The sequence below is a fragment of the Rhizobium freirei PRF 81 genome, assembly GCF_000359745.1.
Taxonomy (GTDB): Bacteria; Pseudomonadota; Alphaproteobacteria; order Rhizobiales; family Rhizobiaceae; genus Rhizobium; species Rhizobium freirei.
The window spans coordinates 516,845-543,161 of record NZ_AQHN01000084.1; the positions used below are offsets into that span (position 1 = coordinate 516,845).

The window sequence follows — 26,317 nt, forward strand, 5'->3', positions numbered from 1 at the left end:
TGCCGGCTTCGATCGGCATTGCCCCTTGGGCGATGAGTTTGCAACGAAACGCATCTCGGCGCGGTTCTCGAAGGCGGTAGCCTCGTTGGCCGTGCCTATGTTGCCGAAGCCATATTAAGATCTCGGATACGGGTGGCCCCATCTGCCTGTCGCCAGGGTGAACGGCGACCATTCGGTCATTTCATATCGGATCGGGAGGGCCTCTGGCCGCCGGATAACGAGTCGCGGCCGGAATCGCCAATAGCGTTCGGCGCCCTTGAGGGAGAGGTTTGATGCGTGATCGAACAGGATCTCGGCATCGCCGGTCATCTGCAGGAGCCCGCCCGAGGCAAAGTCCACGAATGTCAAACCGGCCCTTTGGTTCAGGGCGATGTTCCCGAGCGTGCTGAAGAAGCGGTTGCCAAGAAAATCAGGGATCGTTAGCCACCCATCCGCACCTATATGCACAAAGCCGGTCTGCCCGCCCCGATGGGAGACATCGACGCGCCGCTTGCCGCGATCTTCGAAATAGGATGCCACGAAGAAAGTGTCGGCCTGTTCTATGAGCGCGCGTGCAGCGTCGTCGAGTGTCGAGTTGACATGCGGCGGAGCGCTCGTTGCCTGCGCAGGGTCCCTCGTGAAACTGACATCTCGCGTCTGAATATACTTCGGACAATTGCCAAAGCTCTCGCGGACCATCAGATCAAATCCATCGGTGCGCCGGCGCAACCTACCATTCAGCCGGTTCCGGCGGCGCGTACCAAGATCGATGCCGAGGAGCGCGATGTCCTGGCCATCCTCCATTCCCGCTTCGGCAGGATCGGCTGCCTCTCGGACAAGAGTGGCACTCAGCCGATACGGATCTGCGGCGCAGAGAAAGCCAGGCCGTCCGGCGCGCAGCGTCGCCCAGGCATCGCCTTTTGCGTCGACCGCGCCAAGAACGACCATCGGCAAGAGTGGATAGAATTCGCGATGCTGATCGATCAGATGATCGCGGATCACTTTCCGCCCGATCTCGTTCATGCGTGCCTCGACACCGACCGACCGTTGCAAACGGATTTCGCCGTCGTGCCACGGCGACGCCAGCGACGAATCCTCATTGGCCGCCGCGTCCGTCATGCCGCCAAACCCACAGGTGTCTTCTGGAACTCGATGAAGCCTGGCAGCGCCTCTACCCGCGCGAGCCAGGCGCGGATGTGAGGGTACGGCGCCAAGTCGACATCCCCTTCAGGTGCGCGGGCCAAATAGCTGTAAAGCGCGACGTCGGCGATTGTCGGTCGATGCGTGGCGACCCAGTCGCGGCCAACGAGTGCAGCCTCGATCAGCGTCAGGATGGCATGGGCACGCGGAATGACTTCTTCGGCGCGAAGCGGCGCGTTGAAGACATTGATCAGGCGCGCCATCGCCGGGCCATAGGCAATCTGACCGGCGGCGACCGAGAGCCAGCGCTGAACGGCTGCGCTGCCAACCGCGTCTTCGGGCAACCAGTCGGTCCGCCCCATCTTCTTGGCGATGTAGACAAGAATGGCATTGGAGTCCGAGACAATCGTTCCCTCGTCGTCGAGCACGGGCAACTGCCCAAAGGGATTGAGCGCAAGAAAATCCGGCTGCTTGTGCGCCTTGACCACAAGATCGACCATTATGAGCTCATGGTCGATTCCAAGCAGCGACAAGAATAGCCGGGCGCGATGCGAATGGCCGGATAGTGGGTGGTAGTAGAGCTTCATGTCTGCCTCCTGTGAAATGACTGGAAGCATCATGACTATTAGTAGGCATGACGATAACCATTGAAATAAGCATGTGACCATTTCATTATCAGAAATAATAGGAATGGAGTTGTTCGCATGGACCGGTTGCAGGCAATGCGCATTTTTGCGCAGGTCGTAGAGAGTGGCGGCTTCGCGCCCGCCGCCAAGCTGCTGCATATGAGTGCGCCATCGGTGACCCGCGCAGTCGCCCAGCTGGAAGACAGTATTGGAACCCGTCTTCTGGTGCGAACAACCCGTTCGATGAAGCTGACCTCGGCCGGTGAGGGCTATGCGGCTGACTGCCGACGGATCCTTGCCGAGATCAGCGAGGCGGAGGCCAATGCTGCTGGTAGCTACACCCAGCCGGCCGGAGTGCTGACGGTGACGGCGCCGGTGCTTTTCGGGCGAATTCACGTGCTTCCGGTCATTCTCGATTTCCTCCGGCTCTACCAGAACATGCAGGTCAAGACCGTTTTCGTCGATAGAGTGACCAATCTGGTGGAGGAGGGCCTGGATGTCGCCGTCCGTATTGCGGCGCTGCCCGATTCAGGATTGATCGCTCGTCGCGTCGGCTCGATCAGGCAGGTACTCTGCGCATCGCCGGACTATTTGGCCGCTTTTGGCGAGCCGCAGACTCCGGAAGATCTACGGCACCATAGGTTCATCGGCCGCGAAGGCCTGTTTGGCCAAGCGGAATGGCTATTTGGAAGGGCTCGTAATATTCGTGTTCCGATCAACGCTTCATTGATCTGCAATACGAATGATACGGCGATTGCGGCTGCCGTGGCGGGCGTTGGGTTGTCGCGGTTCCAGTCCTATCAGGTGGCGGATGACATCAAGGCGGGCCGATTGAAGATCGTTTTAGCGGAATACGAACGGGAGCCGGTGCCGATTCATCTCGTGCACGGCGAGGGCCACATGGTCTCGGCAAGGGTCCGAGCCTTCATGGATTTCGCAGCCCGCCATCTGCAGCGGCAGGCGAATGCAAGTACTCCCCAGGAGGCGAGCTTCTGATCGGGAGGGTTTTCGATCGGTATCGGCTTGCAAGACCATGGTGCCAGCGTTCTCCCGACCACGCTGGTCCAAATCGACGGCATTCTTGCAGCAGCAGATATTGCCTGCCTTCACGTGACAAGACCGGTTTTCGCGCTTGACGAGCACCTTACCTTGATATGTATATACATCATCGACGATGCCAGGCATGCGTAGGCGTGCGTTTTGCCAACCGGCCTCCTGCTTTTTTGCGAAATGCGCATGATCATCGGAGTACACATGCTGCAATCCAACGAAGACGCTCTCGATTCTCGGCATGGCTGGCGGGTTGTTGGCGGAGCGCACGCCATCACCGCCATTACCTTCGGTTCCGCCTATGCTTTCTCCGCGCTATTTCCGGGATTGTCGGCCGAGTTCAATGCGTCGCGAGGCGAGATCGCGCTCGTCTTTTCGATTGCCGCTTTTATTTTCTACGCGCTAGGCGCCATCGCCGGCCCGCTTGCCGATCGCTGGTCCACCCGCAGGCTCGTTGCCGCCGGTCTCATCGCGATGGCCGCGGGCTATGTCGTTGCCAGTCAGGCGTCTTCCCTCTTCGGGCTTTATATCGCTTATGGCGTCGGCGTTGGTCTCGGCATAGGACTTTCCTATGTGCCGGTCATCGGTGCGGTCCAATCCTGGTTCCAGGCAAAACGCGCGAAGGCTTCCGGCATCGCGACGGCCGGTCTCGGGCTCGGCACGCTGCTGCTGCCTTTCGCCGTCGCCAAGCTCATCCCCGTGATCGGATGGCGCGGCTCCTTTCTGATGCTCTCGGCGGTGATCGCCGTGATCGGCCCCCCGGCCATGATGCTGGTTCGCCGACGTCAGGCCAGAGGCGGAGCGAACGCATTGCCGCCTGTGCTCCTCAGTCCATTGACCGCATGGCGCAAGCCAGGGTTTCCGCTTTTCTATCTCGTGATCGTCCTTGGTTCCTTCTGCATCTTCATCCCCTATGTTCACATTGTGCCGGCAGCGCACGACCTCGGACTGTCGCTCGATGCGGGAACCATGCTGATTGCGCTGATCGGCATCGGCAATGTGTTTGGACGCTTCGTCCTTGCGGGCTTCGGTGACCGCATCGGCTCGGTACGACTGCTCGCACTTCTCACCGCCGTGGTCGCCGGCTCCTTTATCCTCTGGGCCTTCGCCGCCAATTTCGCGATGCTCGCCGTCTTTGCCGTTATCTTCGGTGCTGCTTACGGCGGATGCGTCGGTCTTTATCCCGCCGTCGCGGCCGAGCTTTTCGGTACGCCGAATATCGGCGCCTTGCTCGGCTATCTCTACACCGGTGTCGGAATCGCAGCGCTGCTCGGCCCCACCCTGGCCGGCTTCGTCTTCGACCGCACGGGCACCTATCTCGGCCCGATCACGGCGAGCGCCATCGCCGCCGCGATTGCTGCGATTTTCACCCTCAAGCTGCAACGGGCAGAAGGAAAGCGAGTCTCGCAAACGCCTTAGGCCCCAACGCCAGCCACAGTGCTGCCCGCGTTCCGGCAGGCGGCCAGGTGAAAAATGAGGTGTGGCCTCGACGCGGCCATGTGCCTCGGCGAAGAGCCAGCCTGTTGGATTTCGAGGAAACGGCGAATAGCAGAGCTAGGCTCTGCTATTGCAACGGCAGGCGGCGCCTCACGATGGCGGCGTGCACCTGTGCGCCGTGGATCAAGGCTGCGTCGTTGAAGTCGTAGCCGGGATGGTGGAGAGGCGGGCAGTTCTCACCGTTGCCGATGAACGCATAGCAGCCGGGAGCATGGGCGAGGAACCGAGCGAAATCCTCGGAGCCGGTCATTGGCTCCGGGCGGGTTGCCACCTCACGCGATACCGGTCCGACTGCCGCCATCATTTCGGCGGCAAGGCCGGCGTCATTGATCGTCGGGACGAATTCCCTTGTGTATTTCACCTCGACCTCAACGCCATGTCCTTCGGCGATACCCCGTGCGATGCGACGCATTTCCTCCTCGATGCGCGCCGAGACCTCGGGATGAAAACTCCTGCAGTCTCCCAGAACGCGTGCCGTGCTCGGCAATGCGTTGCGTGTGCCGTCGGTGAGCAATTCCGTGACCGAAACGACAGCGATCTCCGCAGGGCTCAGGCGGCGGGCGACGATCGTCTGCAACTCGAGGACCAGCGAGCAGGCTGGGACCATGACCTCGCGTCCCCAGTCCGGGCGAGAGGCATGGCCGCCCTTGCCCTTCAGCGTGATCTCGAAAATATCCTCCGCCGACATGATCGCGCCCGGCCGCGTCTCGAAATGTCCGACCGGCAGGCCGGGCATGTTGTGGAGGCCATAGACTTCGTCGAAAGGGAAGCGCTCCATCAGACCGTCGTCCAGCATGGCGCGTGCGCCCTGGCCCCATTCCTCGGCGGGTTGAAACAGGAAGCGGACCGTGCCGTCGAAACCACCTTCCTCTACGAGGAGTTGCGCGGCACCGAGCAGCATCGCGGTGTGTCCGTCATGCCCGCAGGCATGCATGGTGCCGGGCTTAGTCGAAGTCCAGGCCGCGCCGGTTGCCTCGGTTATGCGCAGGGCATCCATGTCGGCCCGTAGCGCGACGGCTCGGTTCGACGTTCCTCGCCGCAGTGTCCCGACGACGCCGGTGCCGCCTATTCCTTCAGTGACTTCAATACCCAGTCCACGCAAGTTCTCTGCGACGAAGGCAGAGGTCCGCCTCTCTTCGAAGCCGAATTCTGGATGGCGGTGAAGATCGCGCCGCCATTCCGTCATCTGTGCGTGAAGGCTTTTGAGATCTGTCATCGACTGAGTTTCCTTGTGTTGGCGAGGAGCGCTTTGGCGCTCAGTTGATTTGCGCGGTCGATCGGGTGCGCGGCATCGATTGGAAACGTCACATCAGGCCTTTTTGCCGGACAGCCTCGGGGCTCCGGCCGACAATTTTTTCATAGAGTGCCGGATCGGTGGCGCCTTCCGTATTGATGACCAGCACACGCGCCTCCTTGCCGAGCCCGATCCGCGCCGCCATTTGTGGATCGCGAAGCACCGTCAGGAGGCCTGCAAGCCCGGCGCCGCCGCTTTCGCCCGCGACAATCGCAGGATCGCTACCCACAGGCGCGGCCAGGCGGCGCATCACATCGAGCGCGGCATCTTCCTCCACGGTCATGAAGCCGTCGGCTACCCGTTCGAGAATACGGAAGGCGACCATCGAGGGCTCATAGCATTCCAGCATCGCCATGACGGTCGGCTCTGTCTCTCTCACTTTGACCACATGGCCGGCTCTGGCGCTTTCATAGATGCAAGCCGCGCGCGCCGGATCGACGACAGTGACATGCGGGCGCCGGTCACCCAGCGCAACGGCCATATGTCCGCTGACGGCAGCTGCAAAGCCGCCAACGCCGGCCTGAAGAAAGACATGGGTCGGGGCTTCGGCGAGTGTCGAAAGGATTTCGCGCACCATCGCCGTATAGCCTTGCGTAACGAGGCCGGGGACGTATTCGTAGCCGGGCCACGACGTGTCGGAGAGGATCGTCCAGCCCTGTTCGGTTGCGACGCGCGCCGCCTCGGCAACGGAAAGATCATAATTGCCGTCGACGCTTACCATCTCGGCGCCGAAGCGAGCGATGGCCTGAACGCGCGCGTCACTGACGCCGGAATGGACGAAGATGACGGCGCGCGCGCCCATCAACTGCGCACCCTGGGCAACGGAACGGCCGTGGTTGCCGTCGGTGGCGCAGGCGAAGGTCATTGTGGCGGCAATGGCGCGGATCTCGTCCGACATGAGCTCGTCGATGGCGACCTTGCGTTCGAAGCGGCGCGAGGCTTCTTCCTGCACCAGGATCATGAGTGCGTAGGCACCGCCGAGCGCCTTGAAAGAGCCGAGGCCCAGGCGAAACCCCTCGTCTTTGACATGCAGCGAGGCGAGCCCCAGCTCCTCGGCAAGGCCGGGAAGGGCATGGAGCGGCGTTGCATCACTGTTTTCGCGGAGCGCAAGGACTTGCACTACCCGGTCTGCTGCTGCGAGGCCAAGTGTTTCAGCATCGCGCGCATCCAGAGGCTGCCGGTATGCCGGCATGGCGTTCATCAGATAGGGCGTGGCACGCATCGGAATCTCCTCGAACCAGACATCTGGCTGAACAATATTTCAAGAGAGGCAAGAGAGGCGCTGTATTTCAGTGATTGCGATGCAATTTTGTCTCGTTTCTGGCTAGCTTGGCTGACTTTTGGTTCGCGGCACAGTGCGCATCTCGCAAGCGGAAATGTGACCTCACTCCAAGGGAACGCTCAGTCCCACCTTGACGCGTTCCATGGAGACGAAGGTCCGGAAGCGCTTCACGTTGTTGTTGCCGAAGAACAGCTTTCGCGTCAGCGCCTCATAGTCCAACATGCTGCGCACGATGATGATCAGGATGAGAAATCCGCTTCGCCGGTGACATAGTAGCATTGCTGCACTTCCGGTGCGGCGGAGAAGGAGCGTTTGGCGGCCTCGTAAAGCTCCGCCCGCTCGCTTTCCATCTCCACTTCGACGAACAGGGTGATCGATTGATCGACCTTCGCGGGATCGACGAGCGCGACATTGGCCTGGATGACGCCAAGCTCCTCCATGCGCTTGATGCGACGCTGCACGGCAGGAGCGGAGAGATGGATCATCTCCGCAATGCTACGCTGCGGCGTCTTGTTGTCACGTTGCAGAACGTCGAGAATCTTCAGGTCCAGCCGGTCGAGTTCGGCGGCGCCATGTTTCGGCTTTTCGGTCATGTTCAAAGTGCCTTCTGCAACAAAATTGCACCCTACGCCTGTCCGAGGGCGTGGTGTCTAAATTGCGCCGAACATTATTTCATTGGCCGGCACAAGTCTTCCATTTCGCCGGTCCGTTTGCCGCGCGGCTGGATGGATTACGGGCACAGGTTCAGCCCGGAGCCGAAGGCTGACCTGATCTGGCGAAAGTGGCTTTCGGCCGCCCTTGTTGCATTCGGAGGATTAATAGGGGTAATTCTGCTGATGTTCTTTCTCTCTATTAGCCTGGAGGGGAGAATATGCCGGTTTGCCGATGGCAGTCGGCGAACCGGCGCGACAAGATCACTTCGCCGGCTCGACCTTGCCGGGAAGGCTGAGGTTTCCGGAAGCGACCTTGAAGACGTTGTCGACGCATAAGAGCGGCGCATGCAGGTTGCCGTTGACCTTGAGGCCCGCGGCGACGCCGTCGAAGGAAGCACCCTTGATGGTGCCGATCAGCGAAAGCGGGATTTCGACATCGACCGTGTCGCCGGTGAAGCTCGTCGGATAGTCCGGACTGTCGATCAGCAGCGGCACGCCCGGCCATGTCTTCGGAACCTTGGGCTTCGCGCCCGCCGGAATGTCCACGACCTTGAGCCCGCCGCCGCAGGCCTTGTCCTTAGCCATGACGACCCAGTGCGGATGCCAGATGTGGCGGTTCTTGCCGCCGCTGGCGGCGTCATCGAAATCCGGATGGAAGGTGACGGCCAGCGCCACGATGCCCTGCTTTTGGTCGAAGCCAATCTCGCCGCTGTCCAGGCTGGTCGGCCAGACATAGGCGTAGACGCTGGAACCTTCGAACTTGCCGGCGGCATCGGGCTTGTCCTTGCCGGCCTCGCCACGTACCCGCGTCGAAAAGACGGCGGTGTCGCCCTTGGTCGTGATTTTCGTCTCGATGATATCGAAGGCTGCCTGGACAGCCTGGTTCGGCTCGGCCTTCACCGGGTGGGCGTTCGCCGGCGCATGGCACAGCAAGGCCGTTCCGGCGACAAGCGTGCCGGCTATGAATGCTCTGAACATAGGGAGATCTTCCTTTCGTTTTGCCTGGAGGGTTGGTTTATCCCGCTTGGAACGTTTCCCAGGTGGCAGCCCGGGATGTGGGATCGGCGTGTTGATGATCGCGGCAATCGACACGGAGCTCACGCTGGCCGAAGGGTGCGTTCACGAAATGACAGTGATGAGGCCGGGCCGCATCGGCATGCATGAAAGGGGCGAAGTATCGACAGGTCACGCACATGCGCTGGACGGGAATTTCGCCTGCTTCCTGCAATTGCCGGATCATCTTCACGAGAGTAAGGAGCAAGGCTTCCTGCTCGCCGCCGTCCAGCGCCTTGACGGCCTGCTCGGCAAGGCCAGGTTCACTATCCTCCACCCTCGCAGCGGCCAGGCCCTCGGCCGTCAGCGCGACGATCACGGCCCGTCGGTCGGATTGATCGGGTTGCTTTTCGAGATAGCCCTTGCGCTCAAGTGCGTTGATCGAATCTGTCGCCGTTGGCTGCGACACCCCAAGATGTGCGGCAATATCCTTGACGCCGAGCCCCGCTTCACGTCCGAGCAACAAGCTGAGGATCGCCAGCTGCGTCGGGTTCAGGCCCATTCCTTTGGCTTTATTCCAATCGTCGAGACGCATCGCCATCGCAATGCGGGCTAGGCCCTCGCGGATACGGTAATCGATCGATACTGGGTTCTTCGGTGTCTCCATGGCCTCAATATACATAGGATTCCTATTTAGTAAAGCGCGGATTGTGCAGAAATTGATGTCAGGCTGCGTCGAAAAGAGGAGCCTTGTCGGCGCGCCTGGCTCAAGCTGCTATCCGGAGCTGAGTGGCTCTGGACGATCTCATCGCGTGGCAATATACAGGCGTGCCGCTGCGCTTGAGCCGGAATTGTCGGCGACCTGCAGCCTCGTCAGCGGTAAAAAGCATCCTTTGCCGAAGGCGGCTGGCCTCTTCCTTCACAATATCGCCGATTGGCCATTGGGGGACGGCTGATGAATATCAAGCAACTGGAAGTGCTTCGCACGCTTCTCGCCACCGGCTCGACCATTGCGGCGGCAAAAGCCATGGGGCTTAGCCAATCGGGCGTGAGCCGCATGCTGCAGCAGCTGGAAAGCGATCTTGCCATCACGCTCTTCGTCCGTGACCGTGGGCGGCTGATCGCAACGCCGGAAGCGGCGGTTCTGGCGCGGGATGCGGAAAATGTGCTTCTCGCCGTCGAGCGCATGGCCGGCCATGCCGAAGATCTGCGCAATGGCGCATCAGGGCCGGAAATCGTCCGGATCGGTCTGCCGAGCAGCATGTGGGAGAATTTCGCCCCCGCCATGCTGATCGATTACGTCCGGGATTTTCCCGGCGTGCGTATCGAAACGTTCTTCGAATCGACAATTGCCATCAACAAACTGGTCGAGGAGCGGGTCATCGATCTCGGATTCCTGAGAATGGAAGGCGAGACCGGACCGGGAATCGACATCGAAAAGGTTGCCACCGGCGAAAGCGTCTGCGTCGTCCCCAAGGACCATCCGTTGGCGCAGCTGGACGAAATCACCGTCAAGAACCTGCGCAACATACCCCTTATTCTGATCGGGCGGCAGAGGCCGAACCGCATGGCGCTCGATCAGGCCTTCACGCGGGCGGGGGTGAAGCAGATGGTCAAGATCGAAACCCATACCAACAGCTCCGCTTGCTCCTATGTGGCGCATGGTCTCGGGGTCACCATCATCAGCAGCTTCTACGCCAAGCTCTATCGCCATCTTCCCGTCGTGCATCGCCCTTTCGTGCCGCGTTCGACGCAGGCGTTCGGATTGGCCAAGGCAGCCGGCGTTCCTCTTTCCATCGCCGCCCAGGCACTGAGCGACGCGCTGAAGAGGCAGATCCAGCTTTCCCAGAAGGACGGATAAGAACTTCGGCGGTGTCATGGCAGTGCCCGAAATCAAGCCGGAGAATGCTCCAGACTCTGCATAAGTCTATGACGAAATCGCATAATATTGCGCGACTTTCCGCAATCCGTCATAGTCTCGCACAACGAAGTCGATGGCGGCCGGGGAAAAGCGGCCACCAATCGTGGGGAAAGAATGCTGAGATTTATCCTGAGTCGTCTGGTAATGGCGCTTCCGACGATCGCGCTTGTTGCCGTGACCGTATTTGCGCTGATCCGTTTCATTCCGGGCGATCCCGCCGCGCTGATGCTCGGCGATATGGCGCAGCCCGATCAGATTGCCGCGATGCGCACCGAGCTCGGCCTCGACAAGTCGATGCCGCAGCAATTCGTCATCTGGGCCGGCAACGTGCTGCAGGGCGATTTCGGCAAATCGATCGTCAACGGCGAGGCCGTCCTGCCGCTTGTCGCATCGCGCTTTCTCGTCAGCGCCGAGATCGTCGTCGTCGCGGTTTTCTTTGCCAGCCTGATCGCCGTTCCGGCCGGACTGATCGCGGCATGGCGCCAGAACAGCTTGACGGATCTGGCATTGATCGGAACCGCGACGGTGCTGCTCTCCGTTCCCACCTTCTGGCTTGGGCTGCTGCTGCTGCTCTTCTTCGGCCTCAAACTCGGCTGGCTGCCGGTTTTGGGCTATGTCTCGATCGGCAACAATGTCGTGGGCGGCCTTCTCTATCTGGTGCTGCCGATCATGACGCTGGTCATTCACGAAATGGGTGTCTTGATCCGCATGGCGCGCGCTTCGACGCTGGAAGTGCTGCGTCTCGACTATATTACCCATGCACGGGCCAAGGGGCTTTCCGAAAGCGCGGTCCTTTGGCGCCACGCCTTCAAGAATGCCTTCGGGCCGACTTGGACGATGATCGGCCTCATCCTCGGCAACCTGCTCGGCGGCATTGCCGTGATCGAGACGGTGTTCACCATTCCCGGCCTGGGCCGTTTGATGGTCGACAGCATTTTCGCGCGCGACTATCCGGTCGTTCAGGGCTGCCTGCTGTTCGTGTCGCTTTCCTACGTCCTGGTCAACCTCGTCGTCGACCTTCTCTATCCTCTCTTTGATCCGCGTGTGGTTGCCGAATGAAGAAGCTTGCTCTCAACGGGCTGGTCGGCGGCATTCTCGTCGCCATCCTGCTCATCACCGCCGCCGTCGGACTGTTCTGGACGCCATTCGATCCGACGAAACTCTCCTTCACTGCGCGGCTTGCCGCACCGAGCGCCGTCCATCCTCTCGGAACCGACGAGTTCGGCCGGGACGTGCTGAGCCGCCTGATGGTCGGGGCGCGCGCAAGCGTCTGGATCGGTGCGCTGACCGTGGTTCTGGCAACGGTCTTCGGCACCATGATCGGGCTTGTCAGCGGCTATGCTCGCGGCTGGGTCGACGGCGTGATCATGGCGGTCAACAACGCGTTGCTCGCCTTTCCGGGCATTCTCCTGGCGCTCGGCTTGCTCGCAGTCTTCGGTGCCAATCAATACGGCATCATCTTCGCGCTCGGCATCGCCTACACGCCGTCCATGGCGCGTGTCGTCCGCGGCGCCGTTCTTTCGCTGCGCGAGCGCGAATTCATCGAAGCTTCGCGGGTGATGGGCAATGGCGAGCTCTACACGATGTTTCGCCATGTTCTGCCCAACTGTCTCGCGCCGATCACGGTGCTGGCGACCTCGATGTTCGGTTGGGCCATTCTGTCTGAAAGCGCGCTGTCCTTCCTTGGTCTCGGCGTGCCGCCGCCGGCGCCGACCTGGGGCAATATGCTGGCCGCCGGCCGGCCGCTCATCCAGCAGGCCGTATGGCTTGGCCTTTTCCCCGGCCTCTGCATCGCGTTGACGCTGCTCGGCATCAATCTTCTGGGCGATGCCCTTCGTGACAGGCTCGATCCGCGCATGAGAGGTCTGAAATGACATCCGAAACGGCAGAGAACATTCTTCTCAGTGTGCGCGGCCTCTCGCTCGAGGTCGTAAGATCCGGCCACAGGGTGGTCAAAGACGTCAGTTTCGATATCGCGGCCGGCGAGATCTTCGGCATTGTCGGCGAGAGCGGCTCCGGCAAGACGCTGGCAACGCGTGCGCTGATATCGCTCTTGCCGCAGGCGATCGGCGTTGCCGGCGGGGCCGCCACTTACAAGGGACGCGACGTGCTGGCGATGAAGGGCCGGGAGCTTCGCGCGTTGCGCGGTGCGGAGATCGGCGTCGTTTTCCAAGAGCCGATGACCTCGCTCAATCCATCGATGACGATCGGGCGGCAGCTGGAGGAGGGGCTTGTTCTGCACACCAAGCTCTCGCCCGATGAGCGACGTGTCCGCATCATCGATATGCTCAAGCGCGTCGGCATCCGCGATCCGGAAGGGGCGCTCACCTCCTATCCGCACGAGTTTTCCGGCGGCATGCGCCAGCGCATCATGCTCGCCTCGGTCATGCTCCTGAAGCCGGCGCTTTTGATCGCCGATGAGCCGACCACGGCGCTCGATGCCGTCATTCAGCGCGACGTGATGGAGCTGATGGTTGAACTGACGCGCGCAGAAGGAACGGCCGTTCTCCTCATCAGTCATGACTTGCCGATGGTGGCGCGATACACGAACCGTATCGTCGTGATGGAAAAAGGCGCGGTCGTCGAGCAGGGACGGACGGAGGATCTGCTGGAGGCGCCGCAGCATCCCTATACGAAGAAGCTCCTGTCTTCTCTGCCGTTCCGCTCGGAGACCCGCCGCGTCGATACCGCGCGAGTGCCGATGGTCTCCGCCCGCAACATTGTGGTCGATTATGCCGGTCGCAAATCGCTGCTCAAGAGGGGGAGCCCCAAGCGCGCGTTGCATGGCGTCAGCGTCGATATCCATGAAGGCGAGGTCGTCGGTCTGGTCGGTGGATCGGGTTCCGGCAAGACGACGCTCGGCCGGACCATTGCCGGTCTGGTCAAGGAGAGCGGCGGCGACATTCGTTTTCAGGGCCGGTCACGCGATGAAGACTGGCGCGACTATCGCCTGAACTGCCAGATGGTGTTTCAGGATCCCTATTCCTCGCTCGATCCGCGCATGACGATCCAGGCGCTGGTCGAGGAGGCACTCAGGCTCGTGCTCGACCTCGACGGCGATGCCAGGCGCAAGCGGGCGCTGGAAACACTTGAGGAAGTCGGCCTCGGCGGCGACTACGCCAACCGCTACCCGCATGAACTGTCGGGAGGCCAGCGCCAGCGCGTGGCGATCGCCCGTGCGATCGCCCGGCGCCCCCGCTTTCTCATTGCCGACGAACCGGTTTCCGCGCTCGATGTGACGGTCAGGGCCCAGGTGCTGGAGCTCTTCTCCAACCTGCAGAAGCGCTACGGTTTCTCGTGCCTCTTCATCAGCCACGACCTCGGCGTCGTCGAACAGGTCGCCGACCGCGTCGTCGTCATGCAGGACGGGCGCATCATCGAGGAAGGCGACCGCGACACGATTTTCGACAATCCGAAGGAGGCCTATACGCGCCGGCTCCTTTCGGCCATTCCCGCCCTCGACCAGAATGAAAAGGGCGGCGTGACACTGAAATGGCGCCTGGAGAATTGATGTGGGCAGTCTTTCCGATTCCGCTTTGGTTGCTAAACGGCTCGCAGAAATCTGCGACGCGCAGCCCTTCGTAACCCGCTTCCTGGTGCGCAACCTTTTGACCGGCGAAACGATCGAACGCGGCGCCGACGAAGAAACCCCTTCGGCAAGCACCCGCAAGACCTCGATCATGATGGCCGCGCTGAAGGCGGCGCAGGATGGTCGGCTCGATCTTGACGAGCCGGTCACCTATGAAGCGCGCTTTGCCGAGGAAGTGGCAAGCGGTATGTTCCGCTATCTGACCCCCGGCATCGTCATTTCGCTGCGCGATGCCATTACTGGCATGATGGTGCTGAGCGACAATGTCTGCACCAAGATGGTGTTCGAACGCCTGACGCTGCAGGAGGTCGACACCTATTGCAAGTCGATCGGCCTTGCCGGCACGCACCATCGGTTCCTGATCCCGCCGCTCGCCCTGTCGCCGGATCACGCGCTGAAGTCGGTGACGACGACCACGGCGCGCGATCAGGCCACCCTCCTGCAGATGATCCTCGACGCGCAGACCTCGGCGGCAATGCTGGAGAAACTTGGCGTCTCGGTGGAACTCTGCGCCTATGCGCTGCAGACGCTGAAGAACCAGATTCTGCGCTATGCGATCCCGTCCCGCCTGCCTTTCGGCACGGTCGTCGCCCACAAGAGCGGCACGGGCAAGCGCGGCCGCATGAATGCCGGCATTGTCTATCGCGACGGCGCCCCGTTCTACATCATCTCCGCTTATACCGACGAGGTGCCGCTCGCCATGCAGGACGGCACGCCGGGATATACGATGGCCCTGGAGACGATCGGCCGGCTGTCGCGCGCTTGCTGGGACGGATTTGCGTCATAACGATCAACGATAGATAAGAGGGTAGAACAGTGAAAAAGCTTCTTCTTGCGGGCACGGCCCTGCTCGCACTGGCAAATGTCGCGGCAGCGCGCGATATCACTGTTGCGCAGAGTTCCGACCTGCGCAGCAACAATCCCGGCGTAAACCGCGACGGCAATACCGACGGGGTGATCCTGCACATCGTTGAGGGGCTTGTCGGCTACAATAACGCCGGCGAAGTGAAGCCGCTGCTCGCCAAGAGCTTCGAGACTTCCGCCGACGGCCTGACCTACACGTTCAAGCTCCGGACCGATGTCAAATTCCACAATGGCAAGCTGCTGACGGCAGACGATGTGGTATGGAACTGGACGCGTTACCTGAAGCCTGAGACGAAATGGACTTGCTTGTCCGATTTCGCAGCCGGCGGTGCTGCGCATGTAACTGGCGTCAAGGCAGTCGATGCATCGACGGTCGAAATCAAGCTTGAAAAGCCATCAGCCGTTTTCCTCGGCCTGATGTCGCGTCCGGAATGCGGCTATACCGGGATGATCTCGCCCGATTCCATCGCCGCAGACGGCAGCCTTATCAAGCCGATCGGCACCGGTCCCTTCATGTGGGACGAATGGAAGAAGGGCGAATATATTCACCTGAAGAAGTTCGCCGATTACCTCTCGCCGGCAAATGACGGCAAGCCGGACGGCATGGTCGGCTCCAAGCGGCCGCTTGCCGACGGCATCAAGTTCATGGTCATTCCCGATCCTTCGACCGTAAAGGCCGGCCTGGAATCGGGGGTGCTCGACACGGCCGAACTTTCGCCCGATCTCATCCCGGAAATCAAATCGAACCCGAAGATGCAGCTCATCGTGGCGCGCAACAACGGCAAGAACCTGTTCTATATCCAGACGCGCGACAAGCTGCTGGGCAAGCCCGGCGTGCGCCGTGCCATGGCGATGGCGCTCGATCTCGATGAACTCGTCGGTGCCGCGTCCAATGGAACCGGCGAGGCCAATGGATCGATGGTGTCGCAGGATTCCGTTTATTTCGACGCGACCCAGAAGAAGCGTCTGCCCTATGATCTGGAGGCGGCTAAGAAGGAACTTGCTGCCGCAGGCTACAAGGGCGAGCCGATCTCGATCATCGCCAACAAACGCGGCAATGTGCCGAGCTTTCCGGTTGCCGTGATGGCGCAGGCCATGCTGCAGCAGATCGGCCTCAACGTGCAGATCGAGGTGCTTGACTATGCGACCCAGGTCGATCGCCGCCGTTCCGGCAATTACCAGATCATTTCGCAGTCGGTCGCACCGCGTCTCGATCCGGCGCTGATGTATTCCTTCTATGTCGGTGACAAGGACAAGAACGCCTCGCTGATGTGGGATGACCCGAAGGCCGTCGAGCTGATGAAGGCTGCTTATGTCGAGGCCGATCAGAGCAAGCGACAGAAGATCTTCGATGAGTTCCACGATCTCATGCTGAAGGATATGCCGGGCATCTTCCTCTACGACATGGTCGATGTCTGGGGCGCGACCAAGAAGCTGAAAGGGCAGCCGGTCTGGCAGTCGAACGCCCGCCTCTGGGAAGTGTCGGTCGACTGAGTTGCTTGCCCGCGCCGATGCGGATCGAGGCGCGGGCAGTTCATTTTTTTAGAAGAAGCCAGCGCCTTCGCGGCGAGCGGCTTTCCGCGCCCTTAGACGGCGTTAACACGATATGAGGACGAGCGATGAACCGAGAGGCCGTACAATCGATTGCGGCAGCGATCGAAGCGATGAAGCCGGATTTTACCAAGCTGAGCGACCGCATCTGGGATTTCGCCGAGCTGAAATTCGAGGAGACACGTTCGTCCGAACTCCTTGCGAGCACGCTCGAAGATAACGGCTTTTCGCTGCGGCGCGGCGTGGCGGGCATGGAGACGGCCTTTATCGGCGATTTCGGTGCCGGCAAGCCCGTCATCGCTTTTCTGGGGGAATTCGACGCACTGGCCGGCATGAGCCAAGTCGCGAACCTTGCCGCGCACGAAGCCGTAATTGAGGGGGCGACCGGGCATGGCTGCGGCCACAATCTGCTCGGCGTCGGTTCGCTGATGGCGGCGATTGCGCTTGCCCGCCATATGAAGGCAAACACCCTTCCGGGCACCGTCCGCTATTACGGCTGCCCGGGCGAAGAGGGCGGTTCGGGCAAGACCTTCATGGTTCGCGCAGGTCTGTTCGACGATGTCGATGCCGCTCTGACCTGGCATCCCGCGCCTTTCAACGGCGTCCGCTCGACCAATAATCTCGCGGTCATCGAATATTACTATCGCTTCAAGGGCGTTGCTGCGCATGCATCGAATGCTGCCCATCTCGGCCGGTCGGCGCTGGACGCTGTGGAACTGATGAATGTCGGCGTCAACTTCCTGCGCGAGCACATGCCGCAAGACTGCCGCGTGCATTATGCGATCACCGACACGGGCGGCAAGGCTGCGAATGTTGTCCAGGCAAAGGCCGAGGTGCTCTATCTGATCCGCGCGCCGGAAATGCCGCAGGCTCTCGATCTTGCCAAACGCGTCGAGAAAGTCGCGCGCGGCGCCGCCATGATGACGGAAACCGATGTAGAGATCGTCTTCGACACGGCTTCGACCAATCTTTTGCCCAACATCACGCTCGAAACCGCCATGCATGAGAACATGACGGCACTCGGGCCGGTCGCTTTCGACGAGGTGGATCTAACCTTCGCCCGGTCGATCCAGCAAACCTTTACGGACGAGGCGATCAAGAGCAGCATCCGGCTTTACCAGATCAAGGGCGATGTCTTTTCCAATGCGAAGGTCGACGGATCGACGCCGCTGCATCTCGGCTTGCGCGAGTTCGAGGGCCAGTCGCATTTCCGCGCCGGGTCGACCGATGTCGGCGATGTCAGCTGGGTGACGCCGACGGCGCAATGCTGGACGCCGGCTTGGGCAATCGGCACGAACCCTCATACCTGGCAGGTCGTGGCCCAGGGAAAAAGTGCCGTCGCTCACAAGGCTATGGCGCATGCCGCAAAGGCGCTTGCGACAACTGGGCTCTCGCTGATGATATCACCGTCGCTCGTGGCTCGGGCAAAAGCGGAATGGCTGGAGAAGACGGAGGGCAAACCCTATGTCTGCCCCATCCCCATGGATATCATGCCGGGAGACAAAGCGTGATTCTGGACGGATCGCTCGGCGCAAGCCGACTAAGGCGCGCGCGGGGCAGCACGTGCCGAGCGCTCCCGTGGTCGTTTTACAGCCACATGATCTGCGCTGGATGCCCAAACGCTGCAGCCCGCCCTTGACGCATACCGAATGCTCGATTGCTCAGGCCCGATAAACCTCGCCTTAAATCCAACTGTCCCCGCTTGGCCTCAGTTCCAAGTACGGCGCTTGCGTAATTTCCTCCCTCCTTCAGTCCCGTCAGTGCAGACCCGTAATCATGGCGATGATCTCGTTCTTATCAGTTTCAGAGGTTTTCCGGACACCGATCTGCTTGCCGCGACGCAAGACGCAGATGCGGTCGGACAGTTTGAAGACCTGATCGAGGCTGTGGCTGATGATCAAAATGCCGATATTGCGCTTCTTCAGCGATTCGACGATCTCCTCGACCTTGGCGGTTTCGGCAACCCCGAGTGCTGCGGTCGGCTCATCCAGCAGGACGAGCTTGCTCGCCCAGTGGGTTGCGCGGGCGATAGCAACGCCCTGCCTTTGACCCCCCGAGAGATCGCGGATCGTCGCATGCGCGGAGGGGATGCGAACGTCGAGTTCCTTTACCAGCGCCTCGGTCTCGGCAATCATCTTCTTGCGGTCGAGCAGGCCAAATGATTTTGTCGGTTCGCGGCCGAGGAACATGTTCATGTAAACGGTCTGCTGGTCGGCCAGGGCGAGATCCTGATAGACGACCTCGATACCGTGGCTGCGGGCCATCGTGGCATTTGACATGACCACCGGCTGACCATCGATCAGGATCGATCCGGAGGTCGGTGTATAGACCCCCGAAATGATCTTGATCAGCGTTGATTTTCCCGCGCCGTTGTCGCCCACGAGCGCGACGATTTCACCCGGATGCACATCGAGAGAGAAATTCTCGATCGCAACGATGGCATCGAAACTCTTATGGATGTCCTTCAATTCGAGAACGGGCTGAAAGCCATCGTTCGGAGCATTGTTCGACATGGGATCTCTCCTAAAGCGGCCAGGCCGCAGGCTCGCCGTTGGTGTATTCGATTGTTTCGACGCGAGGCTCTCCTCTCGAAATCCCCGAGACGCCGACCACATAGGCTCTGGTCACGAAAGCCTGCCCACGGAAGCCGAAAATGGCGGTGTCGCCGGGTTTCGGTGCACCGGGGCCGCTGGCATCGATCATGGCGTAGTAGTCGATCATCGAAGGCGGAGGCACCTCGACGCTGCGCAACGCACTTGTGGCCGCCGTCGGTTCGCTGGAGACGATTGCCTTGACGTCGTAGTCCGGGAAGATCGGGTCGATGTAGAAGCCGCCGCCCAGACAATAAGCCTTACCGCCGGACAGGTGCGAGACCTCGGTCACGTAAAGTACCGCCGGCGATTCCGGCACGTCCTCGACGGCATGCAGCGCCGTGGTGCCGTGCAGGCCATTGCCAGGCTCGACCTGCGTGGCGCCAGCCTCGGCAAGGGCGGAAAGCATGACGCTCGACGTTGTGCCCGGGGCGTTGATTTCAATGCCGCGCCTGCCGGCCTTGGCGAGCGCTTCGGCCGCCTTCGAAAGCGTCGTGAGATTCTGGGTCGGCAATACCTTGCGGCTTGCATGATCGTAGAGAAGGGCAGGGAAGGTGGTGATGCCGGCAAAGCGGCCACCTTCGAGACCATCGAGCATGTCTGCGACCTCTGCCACCTGGTCCGCGTCAAAGCCGCCTTCATGGCCACGATAGAAGGTGTCGCCCTCGGCGTGGATGCGCGCCAGCAGATCCTGGGTTCGACCGGCGGCTGCGGCACCCGCCGCCGCTTCCATCGCCTTCACCTCGTTGAAGACAGTCCAGTAGTCGGGTTTCAGCACCCTTGCGGCGGCGCTTGCCTCATGGCGAGCGACCTGCTGAAGATGCCCGAGATGCCCAATTCTCATGCCGGCCTTATGTGTCGCGCGGGCGCAGGCCATGTCGACGGCGACCGAGCGGTCGATGCCGCCGCGCATGATTGCCTGGCAGGCCGAGCTCGACCGGCCGAACTGCTTCGTCATGGCGAATATCTTCAGGTCAAGCCTGGTGGCCTCATCCTTGAGGATGCGGGCATTCTGCTCGAGAGTATCGAGGTCGATCACATAGGCATCGGCCGGGATGTTGCCGCGCTGGTGTAGATTTTGCGTAGCCTCGATGAAGGCCGGATTACGTTTGCGTAGACTTTCGAGAAACATGGTCAGTGTCCTTATCGAGCTTTTTCGCGGAGTGACACGGCAACGGCGGCAAGGATGATGAAGCCGCGCACGATCATCTGGTCGGAAACGGATAGCCCCATCAGAATGAGCCCGTTGTTGAGCATCCCCATCATGAGGGAGCCGACCAGGGCGCCGACGATGGAACCCTTTCCGCCGTTCAGCAGCGTGCCGCCGACGATGACCGCCGCAATGACGGTCATGAGGTCGGTTTCGCCAAGCGTGTATTTCGCAGCCTGGAGCCTGCCCGCATAGAGCAGCCCCGCAAGGCCGGCGAGCGTGCCGGAGATCATCAAGACGGCAAGGCGCATCTTTGGGACGCTGATCCCGGAGACACTTGCGGCACGGGCATTGTCGCCAAGCGCCAGAACATGCGCGCCGAACCGGGTTTCTCTGTAGATGATATGGCCAACGGCGACGCCGATCACCGTCCACCAGATCAGCGAGGGAATTCCGAAGAGGGCACCCGATCCGAAGAAGCCCGTAAAGAACTCGTCGGTCACGGGAATACTGCGCAGGTTGGTCATGGAGCGGGAGACGCCCGCAAAGAGCCCCAAGGTTGCCAGTGTCACAAGAAAGGAGGGCAGTCTGACATAGGCGACGAGTACGCCGTTGATCAGTCCGATGAACAAGCCGGCGCCAAGTCCCGCCGCGATGCCGGCAATTGGCCCGTAAGCGGCGAGCGCGACGGCCGCCGCCAATGCAGAGACGGCGACCGTTGAGCCGATCGACAGGTCGATCTCCCCGGCCGACATCACGAACACCAGTCCGATTGCCATGATCGTTGCCGGCGCCGTCTGCAGGACGATATTGGAGAGATTTCGGGCAGTCAGAAACCCGCTGTCCTTGAGCACGATCGCAAAGAACAGGAAGATCGCGAGGAAGCCGAGATAGACAACATAGTTCTTGAGATTGGCGAGACGTCTTGGCCGTGCCTTCGTGGGCGTGGGCAAGGAATTTGCTTGGGACATGATGTTCCCCTTCGTTTATGCGTTCTTTATTGCACGGCCGCTGCGACGGATGGCGGCACGTCCCTGTTGAGCGATTTCCGCCATCCGTCCTTCACGCTCTTACGGGTCACGGCGAGGGAATCGACAACGAGGAACGGCGGCGATGTCTTGCCGATCAGCGATCCCGCGGCGGAACGCGCGGCAGTGGCGCCGATCGAGTAGGCTTCGTCTGCAACCAGGGCCGTGACGTTGCCACCCTTGACCATGTCCAGCGCGGCGGGTTCGTTGAGATCGAGCGTGACGATCTTTGCATGCGTGTTGCCGGCGGCGCGCAGGGCTGTCAGGACGCTCAGCGCCGGCTCAGCCCAGGTAACATAGATGCCGTCGAGGTCGGGATGCTGGACCACCATCGCCTGCGCGATTTCCTCGCTGCGTGCCGGATCGGCCATACCGGCCTCGGCGACGATCTTCATATCCGGATATTGGTGTTCGATCGTCGTCTTGAACGCGCGGTCGCGCTGGTTGGTGACGTAAAAGTCCGCATCATGGAAAATATAGCCGATCTTGCCTTTTCCTTCGAGCGCCGCCGCCATGGCGACGGCCGCCTTGTTGCCCATCTGAAAGAGATCGTCGGAAACGATCGTCACATAGTCCTTGCCGTGTTCATATCCGGCTGGCGAATTGTCGATGAAGGCCAGCTTGGTGCCTGCCTTGAGAGCGGGATCATAGATCGGGGCAGCGCTTGCCGGGTCGACGGGCAAAGATACGATGATGGACGGTTTCTTGGCGAGGACGGTTTCGACGTCCGATTTCTGCCGTGCAGCGTCGAAACCCGCATTCGTCTGGGCGACGACCTCGATGCCGAGGCGTTTGAACTCGTCCAGCGCGCCGGAATTGACCGCATTGGTATATTCGCTCATCTCATGCCAGACGAGAGCAGCGGTATAGCGTCCGGCCCGGATTTTCTGCTCCTCATCGGCGGTCAACGCGACCGTACTAGCCGGCGTGGGGCTTTCGCCATGTGGTCCGGTCGTTGCTCCTTCCGCGGCGAAGGCATGGCTGGCCATCAGGCTTGCCAGCAAGGCAAGGGCGGCTTTGTTGTACATCATTCCCTACTCCCTGGAATTCTTTTTAAAGAAGGTGGCGGCCCTGCAACCGCCACCCTCGATGAAGGCTTACTTCGCCGCGTCGAGCACCGATTGCGGGGCATCGCGGTTCAAGGAATCCTTCCAGCCTTGGGAGACGTTTGCCTTGGTGACGGTCAGCGCCGGGGCGACGACGAAAGGCGCGATCTTCTCGCCGAGAAGAGACTTCATGCCGGCAGCCGCCATCGCGCGGCCAAGCTCATAGGCCTTGTCGGCGACCAGGGCGGTGACGTTGCCGCCCTTGACCATGTCAAGTGCTACCGGTTCGGCGAGATCGAGCGTGACGACCTTTGTGGTCTTGTTGCCCGCGGCCCGCAGGGCGGCGAGAACGCCGTCGGCGGGTTCTGCCCAGGTCACGTAAATGCCGTCGAGATCGGGGTTCTTGAGAAGCATGGCATTGGCCAGCTCCTCGGCGCGAGCCGGATCGGAAATGCCCTGCTCGGCAACGATCTTGATGTTGGGATAGTCCTTCTCGATCGTCGTCTTGAATGCCCGATCACGCTGGTTCGTGACGTAATAGGAGGCATCGTGGAAGATATATCCCACTTTTCCCTTGCCGCCGATTGCCTTCGCAAGCGCGTCGGCTGCCTGCTTGCCCATCTGGAAGAGATCGTCGGTGACGATCGCGGCATAATCCGTGCCTTGCTTGTAGCCGGTCGGCAGATTGGAAAGGAAGACGAGCTTCGATCCATCGGTCACCGCCTGGCGGAAGGCCTCGGCCGAGGTCGTCGGATCGAGGGGCAGGGCAAGAATGACATTCGGCTTGGCTGCGAGCGCCGTTTCGATGTCGCTGCGCTGCTTGGCTGCATCGAAGCCCGCATCCGTCTGAACGACAATTTGAATGCCTGCCTTGGCGAACTCGTCTTTGGCTCCTGCCGAGACGGCATTGGTGAAATCGGAGGAGGTATGCCACAAGAGCGCCGCCTTGTAGTTCTTGCCTTTCAAGGCGGCAAGATCGGCGTCCGAAAGGGTAATTGTCGCGCTCGGCGTGGCGGCTTCGCCAGACGGTCCGACCGTCTGCGCATGGGCGCCGGCAGACCAGAAAAGCGCGCTGAATATCAGTGCCGAGGCGGTTAGTTTCTTCATAAGCATTGTCGTGTTCCCCTGTTGGTTATTAAGACAGATGTTCAATTTTCCGTGCCGCAGTAGCGAGCCATGAAGGTGGCGAATGCCATCACGCCAGCGAGGTATTCCTCGATTTCGACGTGCTCCTGGAATGTGTGGCAGTTGCTGATATTTCCCGGCGCGCAGTAGACGGCTGGAATGCCGAGACGGTTCACGAAGAAGGGTGATTCCGACCAGAACGGTGCGCCTTTGATTTCGCCGCGCCCGGACATGGCGTCAGAGACTGATTGGGCAAGTAGCGCGACGTCCGAAAGGTTTCTGTCGATTTCCGCAGCCGAGCCGCCGAGCGGATGATCGCGCCCGGCGGGATAGCTGATGTCCACTCGGATTTCCGGATCCGCGATCGCGTCGCGGATGACCGCTTCCATTTCCTGTGCTGCAGCATCGAGCGGCTCACCCGGCAGCAGTTTGCGGATCAGCGACAGCTTGCATTCCTCAGGCACCGCGATGAAACCGCCGCCGGTTAACCCGGTGATCAGCAGAAACCCTTTGCCGACGAGGTCATGCTCGGCGCGGGCGGAGAGCTCGTCGGAATGGCGCCACAAGGCAGACATGACGGCATGGCTTGCCTTGAGCGCATCCTTGCCGAGCTCCGGAACGCCGAAATAGGCGGATTTGCCCGTGATCGCGATATCGGCAATCAAAAAGCCGATCTGCGCCGTGAAGATCGCGAGCTGCGTCGGCTCGACATAGACGGTGAAATCCGGCCGTGCGACTGCGCCGGCCTCGATTTCGGCAACGTAAGCCTTGACGCCGGCGGATATGCCGGTGCCCGGCTCGCCGCTCTCTTCGTCGCCGACGAAGGCGAAGGCGACGTCGCCCTTGAGGCGAATGCCCGCGCGGTCGAGAAGAGAGAGTGCGGCCAGCGCGCTGCAGATGCCGGCCTTCAGGTCGCCCGCGCCCCGGCCCCATATGCTTCCGTCGATGATCGGGGCGCCGAACGGATCCTCACGCTCCGTTCCGCTCCAGTAGTCGCGCCAGCCATTGACGTGAACCGTATCGGTATGGCCGATAAACAACAGCCGCTTGCCGCCGCCGCCACCCTTTCGCTCGCCGTGGATGTTCGGCCTTCCCGGCAGGAAATCTGCACGGTGGACAGCGTCGATCTTCCGTGCCCGCATTTCATCTTCGAGCAGGGCGACGAAATTCGCCTCATTGCCGGTGATGCTCTCACGTCCGATTGCTGCCCGCAAAAGGTTGATCGCATCGTCGCGGTCGAGGGCGCCTAGCAGGCGCCTTGAAAGGTTGTCAGAATGCGCCATTGATGGCCTCCCTGAAGTTCACGGTTTCGGCAGGCGGCAATGTCAGATGATGTGCCGGCGTATCTGCGCCGAAGAGCGCGTTGTGAAGATGTTCGAGGCCGATCGCCGTCCCGCCGATAATGGCCGCCCAAGCACCGAGCGAACTCACGCCGATGTCGACGGGATAGGGAAAGCACATCGGCAGAAACCGCGTGATCCGCTCGACCAGTTCCGGTCTGAGGCCGATCGACCCGCCGATAATGACTTTTTGCGGATTGGCGATCGCGGCAATCGCGCCAACGCCACGCGCAAGGTATTTGGCGACCTCGTCCAGAACCTGTCCAGCCGAAGGATCGCCTGCGGCGGCGCGCTCGAAGATGACCGGCACATTCACCTCATCGCCGGTAAGATTGCGATAGGCGGCCTTGATGCCGACCGAAGCTACGACACGCTCGAAGGCGCCTGAGCGGAGTGATTCCGGATCGAACGGGTCGGCACCGAACGGCAGGAAGCCCAGTTCGCCCGCTGCGTGTGCCGCGCCGTGAACCAGATTTCCGCCGACCATCAATCCGCTGCCGATACCGGTCCCCACCGCGATGTAAGCGAGATTGTCTATGCCCTGTCCGTTGCCGAGCCAGCTTTCCCCGACAACCGCGAGGTTCACGTCGTTTTCAAGGATGACGCCGAATCCCAGAGCTTTTTCAAGCGCTCCGGCAACATCCATCCTGTCGAAGTCGGGAATATTCGGGGCGAGCATAACCCGTCCGGTGGCATTGTCCGGCGCGCCGGGAACACCGACCACCGCGAGCCGGATCCTGTCACGCGCGATGCCCTTGCGCTCCACTGCCTTCCAGCAAAGTGCAGCGATCTGATCCACGATCGCCTGCCCGCTGGCGGTCTCCGTCGGTGCCACTTCTTCGGCAGAAATCTGGCAGGCGAGGTTGGAAATGGCGACCCGAACCTTGGTGCCTCCCAAGTCCACGGAAACGATATAGGCTGCATCGGGCACCAGTTCGTAATTGACGGCGGTGCGGCCGACATGCCCGCTGGTTCGTCCGGTTTCCCGCACCCAGCCGTCCGATTCGAGATCGCGCATCACGTCGGAGACGGTCTGCTTGGACAGGCCCGTTTGCTTGGAAATGGATGCACGCGAAATAGGGCCACATTGAATGATGGTCTCCATCACGGCGCGCTGAGAAAACTGTCGGGCGATCTTGATGAATTCGCTCATTGTATCTTCTGTGTCTCGCGATCTTGCCGGACTGCGCGGCAGAAACGGCTGGAATTTTCTATTTTGGCTGCTCGTTGCGAGCCTTGTGCCCGTGAAACTATGAAATGGCGCGAGGCCAAAGCGGAGCCGGTCCCGGCCTGAGCGCGCAAAGCGCGTCAAAACGCTCGTGGGAAGTCCTCGCCATAGTGTGTCTCCCGGTTCAACATTTAATTAGTTCGTTCACGGAACGAATAAAACATGGAAGCAATCGAAACGCAAGGGGCGAAGCTGGAACAGAGTTTGGGCTCGTGCTGGAAGCAAGGTGTGAACGAGGCGGAGAGGGGGTGAAACAAAAGCTGTTTCCCCAAACCTCCGAGACAGAGCGGATCTTGAACTTTCGTCGCGAAACTGCCGGCTCATCAGGCGACCGCCGCAAACTTCGTTACGATGGCTGATGACGCGGCGC

The 26,317-nt window shown here is 61.0% G+C and carries 22 protein-coding genes and 1 pseudogene; 9 read left to right on the forward strand and 14 right to left on the reverse strand.

Translation table 11 applies throughout. The features are described 5' to 3' along the window. Positions 1-114 precede the first annotated feature (114 nt). Positions 115-1,098: a pyridoxamine 5'-phosphate oxidase family protein gene (locus tag RHSP_RS25760; RefSeq protein ID WP_004125413.1), complete on the reverse strand. Its 984-nt coding sequence runs from the start codon at positions 1,096-1,098 to the stop codon at positions 115-117. Then, positions 1,095-1,706, reverse strand: a complete 612-nt coding sequence (locus RHSP_RS25765; protein WP_004125416.1) for a glutathione S-transferase family protein — start codon at positions 1,704-1,706, stop codon at positions 1,095-1,097. The genes RHSP_RS25760 and RHSP_RS25765 overlap by 4 nt, the downstream gene beginning before the upstream one ends. Before the next feature lie 117 nt (positions 1,707-1,823). Between RHSP_RS25765 and RHSP_RS25770 the strand changes: the two genes are divergently transcribed. Then, entirely contained in the window at positions 1,824-2,741 is a 918-nt protein-coding gene (locus tag RHSP_RS25770; RefSeq protein ID WP_004125419.1) for a LysR family transcriptional regulator, read from the forward strand. A gap of 240 nt (positions 2,742-2,981) precedes the next feature. Beyond that, on the forward strand, positions 2,982-4,214 hold the full coding sequence (locus tag RHSP_RS25775) for an MFS transporter (RefSeq protein ID WP_004125421.1): 1,233 nt from the start codon (positions 2,982-2,984) through the stop codon (positions 4,212-4,214). Between the two features lie 145 nt (positions 4,215-4,359). On the opposite strand, the gene RHSP_RS25780 is transcribed toward RHSP_RS25775, so the two are convergent. The 5 genes and pseudogenes from RHSP_RS25780 to RHSP_RS25800 form a co-directional block, all read right to left on the reverse strand. Then, positions 4,360-5,508: a M20 aminoacylase family protein gene (locus RHSP_RS25780; RefSeq protein WP_004125423.1), complete on the reverse strand. Its 1,149-nt coding sequence runs from the start codon at positions 5,506-5,508 to the stop codon at positions 4,360-4,362. A gap of 88 nt (positions 5,509-5,596) precedes the next feature. Continuing rightward, positions 5,597-6,808, reverse strand: a complete 1,212-nt coding sequence (locus tag RHSP_RS25785; protein WP_037154452.1) for a diaminopropionate ammonia-lyase — start codon at positions 6,806-6,808, stop codon at positions 5,597-5,599. Between the two features lie 162 nt (positions 6,809-6,970). After that, positions 6,971-7,461, reverse strand: a pseudogene (locus RHSP_RS25790) (Lrp/AsnC family transcriptional regulator). Between the two features lie 321 nt (positions 7,462-7,782). Then, positions 7,783-8,499 (reverse strand): hypothetical protein, encoded by a 717-nt coding sequence (locus RHSP_RS25795; protein ID WP_004125434.1) that lies wholly within the window; start codon positions 8,497-8,499, stop codon positions 7,783-7,785. Between the two features lie 37 nt (positions 8,500-8,536). Continuing rightward, a complete protein-coding gene (locus tag RHSP_RS25800) occupies positions 8,537-9,196 on the reverse strand; it encodes a MarR family winged helix-turn-helix transcriptional regulator (protein ID WP_004125436.1) in 660 nt (219 codons plus the stop codon). A 273-nt stretch (positions 9,197-9,469) separates the two neighbouring features. Between RHSP_RS25800 and RHSP_RS25805 the strand changes: the two genes are divergently transcribed. From RHSP_RS25805 to RHSP_RS25835, 7 genes are all read left to right on the forward strand, one after another. Beyond that, positions 9,470-10,375: a LysR family transcriptional regulator gene (locus RHSP_RS25805; RefSeq protein WP_037154455.1), complete on the forward strand. Its 906-nt coding sequence runs from the start codon at positions 9,470-9,472 to the stop codon at positions 10,373-10,375. A 174-nt stretch (positions 10,376-10,549) separates the two neighbouring features. Then, complete coding sequence (locus RHSP_RS25810; protein WP_037154457.1) at positions 10,550-11,494, forward strand: ABC transporter permease; 945 nt, start codon at positions 10,550-10,552, stop codon at positions 11,492-11,494. Beyond that, a complete protein-coding gene (locus RHSP_RS25815; RefSeq protein WP_004125441.1) occupies positions 11,491-12,309 on the forward strand; it encodes an ABC transporter permease in 819 nt (272 codons plus the stop codon). The genes RHSP_RS25810 and RHSP_RS25815 overlap by 4 nt, the downstream gene beginning before the upstream one ends. Next, positions 12,306-13,946, forward strand: a complete 1,641-nt coding sequence (locus tag RHSP_RS25820; protein ID WP_004125445.1) for a dipeptide ABC transporter ATP-binding protein — start codon at positions 12,306-12,308, stop codon at positions 13,944-13,946. Before RHSP_RS25815 ends, RHSP_RS25820 begins: the two co-directional genes overlap by 4 nt. Before the next feature lies 1 nt (position 13,947). Continuing rightward, entirely contained in the window at positions 13,948-14,811 is an 864-nt protein-coding gene (locus tag RHSP_RS25825) for a serine hydrolase (RefSeq protein WP_004125449.1), read from the forward strand. A gap of 29 nt (positions 14,812-14,840) precedes the next feature. Next, positions 14,841-16,382 carry an ABC transporter substrate-binding protein gene (locus tag RHSP_RS25830; protein WP_004125453.1) on the forward strand — a complete coding sequence of 514 codons (1,542 nt, stop codon included), beginning with the start codon at positions 14,841-14,843 and terminating at the stop codon, positions 16,380-16,382. Between the two features lie 125 nt (positions 16,383-16,507). Continuing rightward, the gene (locus tag RHSP_RS25835) at positions 16,508-17,950 is read left to right on the forward strand and encodes a M20 family metallopeptidase (protein WP_004125456.1); all 1,443 of its coding nucleotides are present in this window, start codon (positions 16,508-16,510) and stop codon (positions 17,948-17,950) included. A gap of 246 nt (positions 17,951-18,196) precedes the next feature. Here the strand turns inward: RHSP_RS25835 and RHSP_RS25840 are convergent, their stop codons facing one another. The 7 genes from RHSP_RS25840 to RHSP_RS25870 form a co-directional block, all read right to left on the reverse strand. After that, positions 18,197-18,952, reverse strand: coding sequence for an ATP-binding cassette domain-containing protein (locus RHSP_RS25840; protein WP_004125459.1), 756 nt, complete (start codon positions 18,950-18,952; stop codon positions 18,197-18,199). Between the two features lie 10 nt (positions 18,953-18,962). Further along, positions 18,963-20,162 carry an alanine racemase gene (locus tag RHSP_RS25845; protein ID WP_037154461.1) on the reverse strand — a complete coding sequence of 400 codons (1,200 nt, stop codon included), beginning with the start codon at positions 20,160-20,162 and terminating at the stop codon, positions 18,963-18,965. Positions 20,163-20,173: 11 nt separating this feature from the next. Further along, positions 20,174-21,151: an ABC transporter permease gene (locus RHSP_RS25850; RefSeq protein ID WP_037154464.1), complete on the reverse strand. Its 978-nt coding sequence runs from the start codon at positions 21,149-21,151 to the stop codon at positions 20,174-20,176. 26 nt (positions 21,152-21,177) lie between these two features. Next, positions 21,178-22,239: a substrate-binding domain-containing protein gene (locus RHSP_RS25855; RefSeq protein WP_004125465.1), complete on the reverse strand. Its 1,062-nt coding sequence runs from the start codon at positions 22,237-22,239 to the stop codon at positions 21,178-21,180. Between the two features lie 66 nt (positions 22,240-22,305). Then, positions 22,306-23,367, reverse strand: a complete 1,062-nt coding sequence (locus tag RHSP_RS25860) for a substrate-binding domain-containing protein (RefSeq protein WP_037154467.1) — start codon at positions 23,365-23,367, stop codon at positions 22,306-22,308. Between the two features lie 35 nt (positions 23,368-23,402). Then, entirely contained in the window at positions 23,403-24,662 is a 1,260-nt protein-coding gene (locus tag RHSP_RS25865; RefSeq protein WP_004125470.1) for a M20 family metallopeptidase, read from the reverse strand. Further along, a complete protein-coding gene (locus tag RHSP_RS25870) occupies positions 24,649-25,872 on the reverse strand; it encodes an ROK family transcriptional regulator (protein ID WP_037154470.1) in 1,224 nt (407 codons plus the stop codon). Before RHSP_RS25870 ends, RHSP_RS25865 begins: the two co-directional genes overlap by 14 nt. Positions 25,873-26,317 lie beyond the last annotated feature (445 nt).

Coding starts and splice junctions, on each gene's coding strand:
- RHSP_RS25800 (WP_004125436.1), bottom strand. CDS start 9,196: ATGTATATTGAGGCCATGGAGACACCGAAGAACCCAGTATCGATCGAT.
- RHSP_RS25780 (WP_004125423.1), bottom strand. CDS start 5,508: ATGACAGATCTCAAAAGCCTTCACGCACAGATGACGGAATGGCGGCGC.
- RHSP_RS25795 (WP_004125434.1), bottom strand. CDS start 8,499: ATGTTCAGAGCATTCATAGCCGGCACGCTTGTCGCCGGAACGGCCTTG.
- RHSP_RS25865 (WP_004125470.1), bottom strand. CDS start 24,662: ATGGCGCATTCTGACAACCTTTCAAGGCGCCTGCTAGGCGCCCTCGAC.
- RHSP_RS25855 (WP_004125465.1), bottom strand. CDS start 22,239: ATGATGTACAACAAAGCCGCCCTTGCCTTGCTGGCAAGCCTGATGGCC.
- RHSP_RS25775 (WP_004125421.1), top strand. CDS start 2,982: ATGATCATCGGAGTACACATGCTGCAATCCAACGAAGACGCTCTCGAT.
- RHSP_RS25820 (WP_004125445.1), top strand. CDS start 12,306: ATGACATCCGAAACGGCAGAGAACATTCTTCTCAGTGTGCGCGGCCTC.
- RHSP_RS25815 (WP_004125441.1), top strand. CDS start 11,491: ATGAAGAAGCTTGCTCTCAACGGGCTGGTCGGCGGCATTCTCGTCGCC.
- RHSP_RS25805 (WP_037154455.1), top strand. CDS start 9,470: ATGAATATCAAGCAACTGGAAGTGCTTCGCACGCTTCTCGCCACCGGC.
- RHSP_RS25850 (WP_037154464.1), bottom strand. CDS start 21,151: ATGTCCCAAGCAAATTCCTTGCCCACGCCCACGAAGGCACGGCCAAGA.
- RHSP_RS25765 (WP_004125416.1), bottom strand. CDS start 1,706: ATGAAGCTCTACTACCACCCACTATCCGGCCATTCGCATCGCGCCCGG.
- RHSP_RS25810 (WP_037154457.1), top strand. CDS start 10,550: ATGCTGAGATTTATCCTGAGTCGTCTGGTAATGGCGCTTCCGACGATC.
- RHSP_RS25785 (WP_037154452.1), bottom strand. CDS start 6,808: ATGCGTGCCACGCCCTATCTGATGAACGCCATGCCGGCATACCGGCAG.
- RHSP_RS25770 (WP_004125419.1), top strand. CDS start 1,824: ATGGACCGGTTGCAGGCAATGCGCATTTTTGCGCAGGTCGTAGAGAGT.
- RHSP_RS25760 (WP_004125413.1), bottom strand. CDS start 1,098: ATGACGGACGCGGCGGCCAATGAGGATTCGTCGCTGGCGTCGCCGTGG.
- RHSP_RS25835 (WP_004125456.1), top strand. CDS start 16,508: ATGAACCGAGAGGCCGTACAATCGATTGCGGCAGCGATCGAAGCGATG.
- RHSP_RS25845 (WP_037154461.1), bottom strand. CDS start 20,162: ATGTTTCTCGAAAGTCTACGCAAACGTAATCCGGCCTTCATCGAGGCT.
- RHSP_RS25870 (WP_037154470.1), bottom strand. CDS start 25,872: ATGAGCGAATTCATCAAGATCGCCCGACAGTTTTCTCAGCGCGCCGTG.
- RHSP_RS25860 (WP_037154467.1), bottom strand. CDS start 23,367: ATGCTTATGAAGAAACTAACCGCCTCGGCACTGATATTCAGCGCGCTT.
- RHSP_RS25840 (WP_004125459.1), bottom strand. CDS start 18,952: ATGTCGAACAATGCTCCGAACGATGGCTTTCAGCCCGTTCTCGAATTG.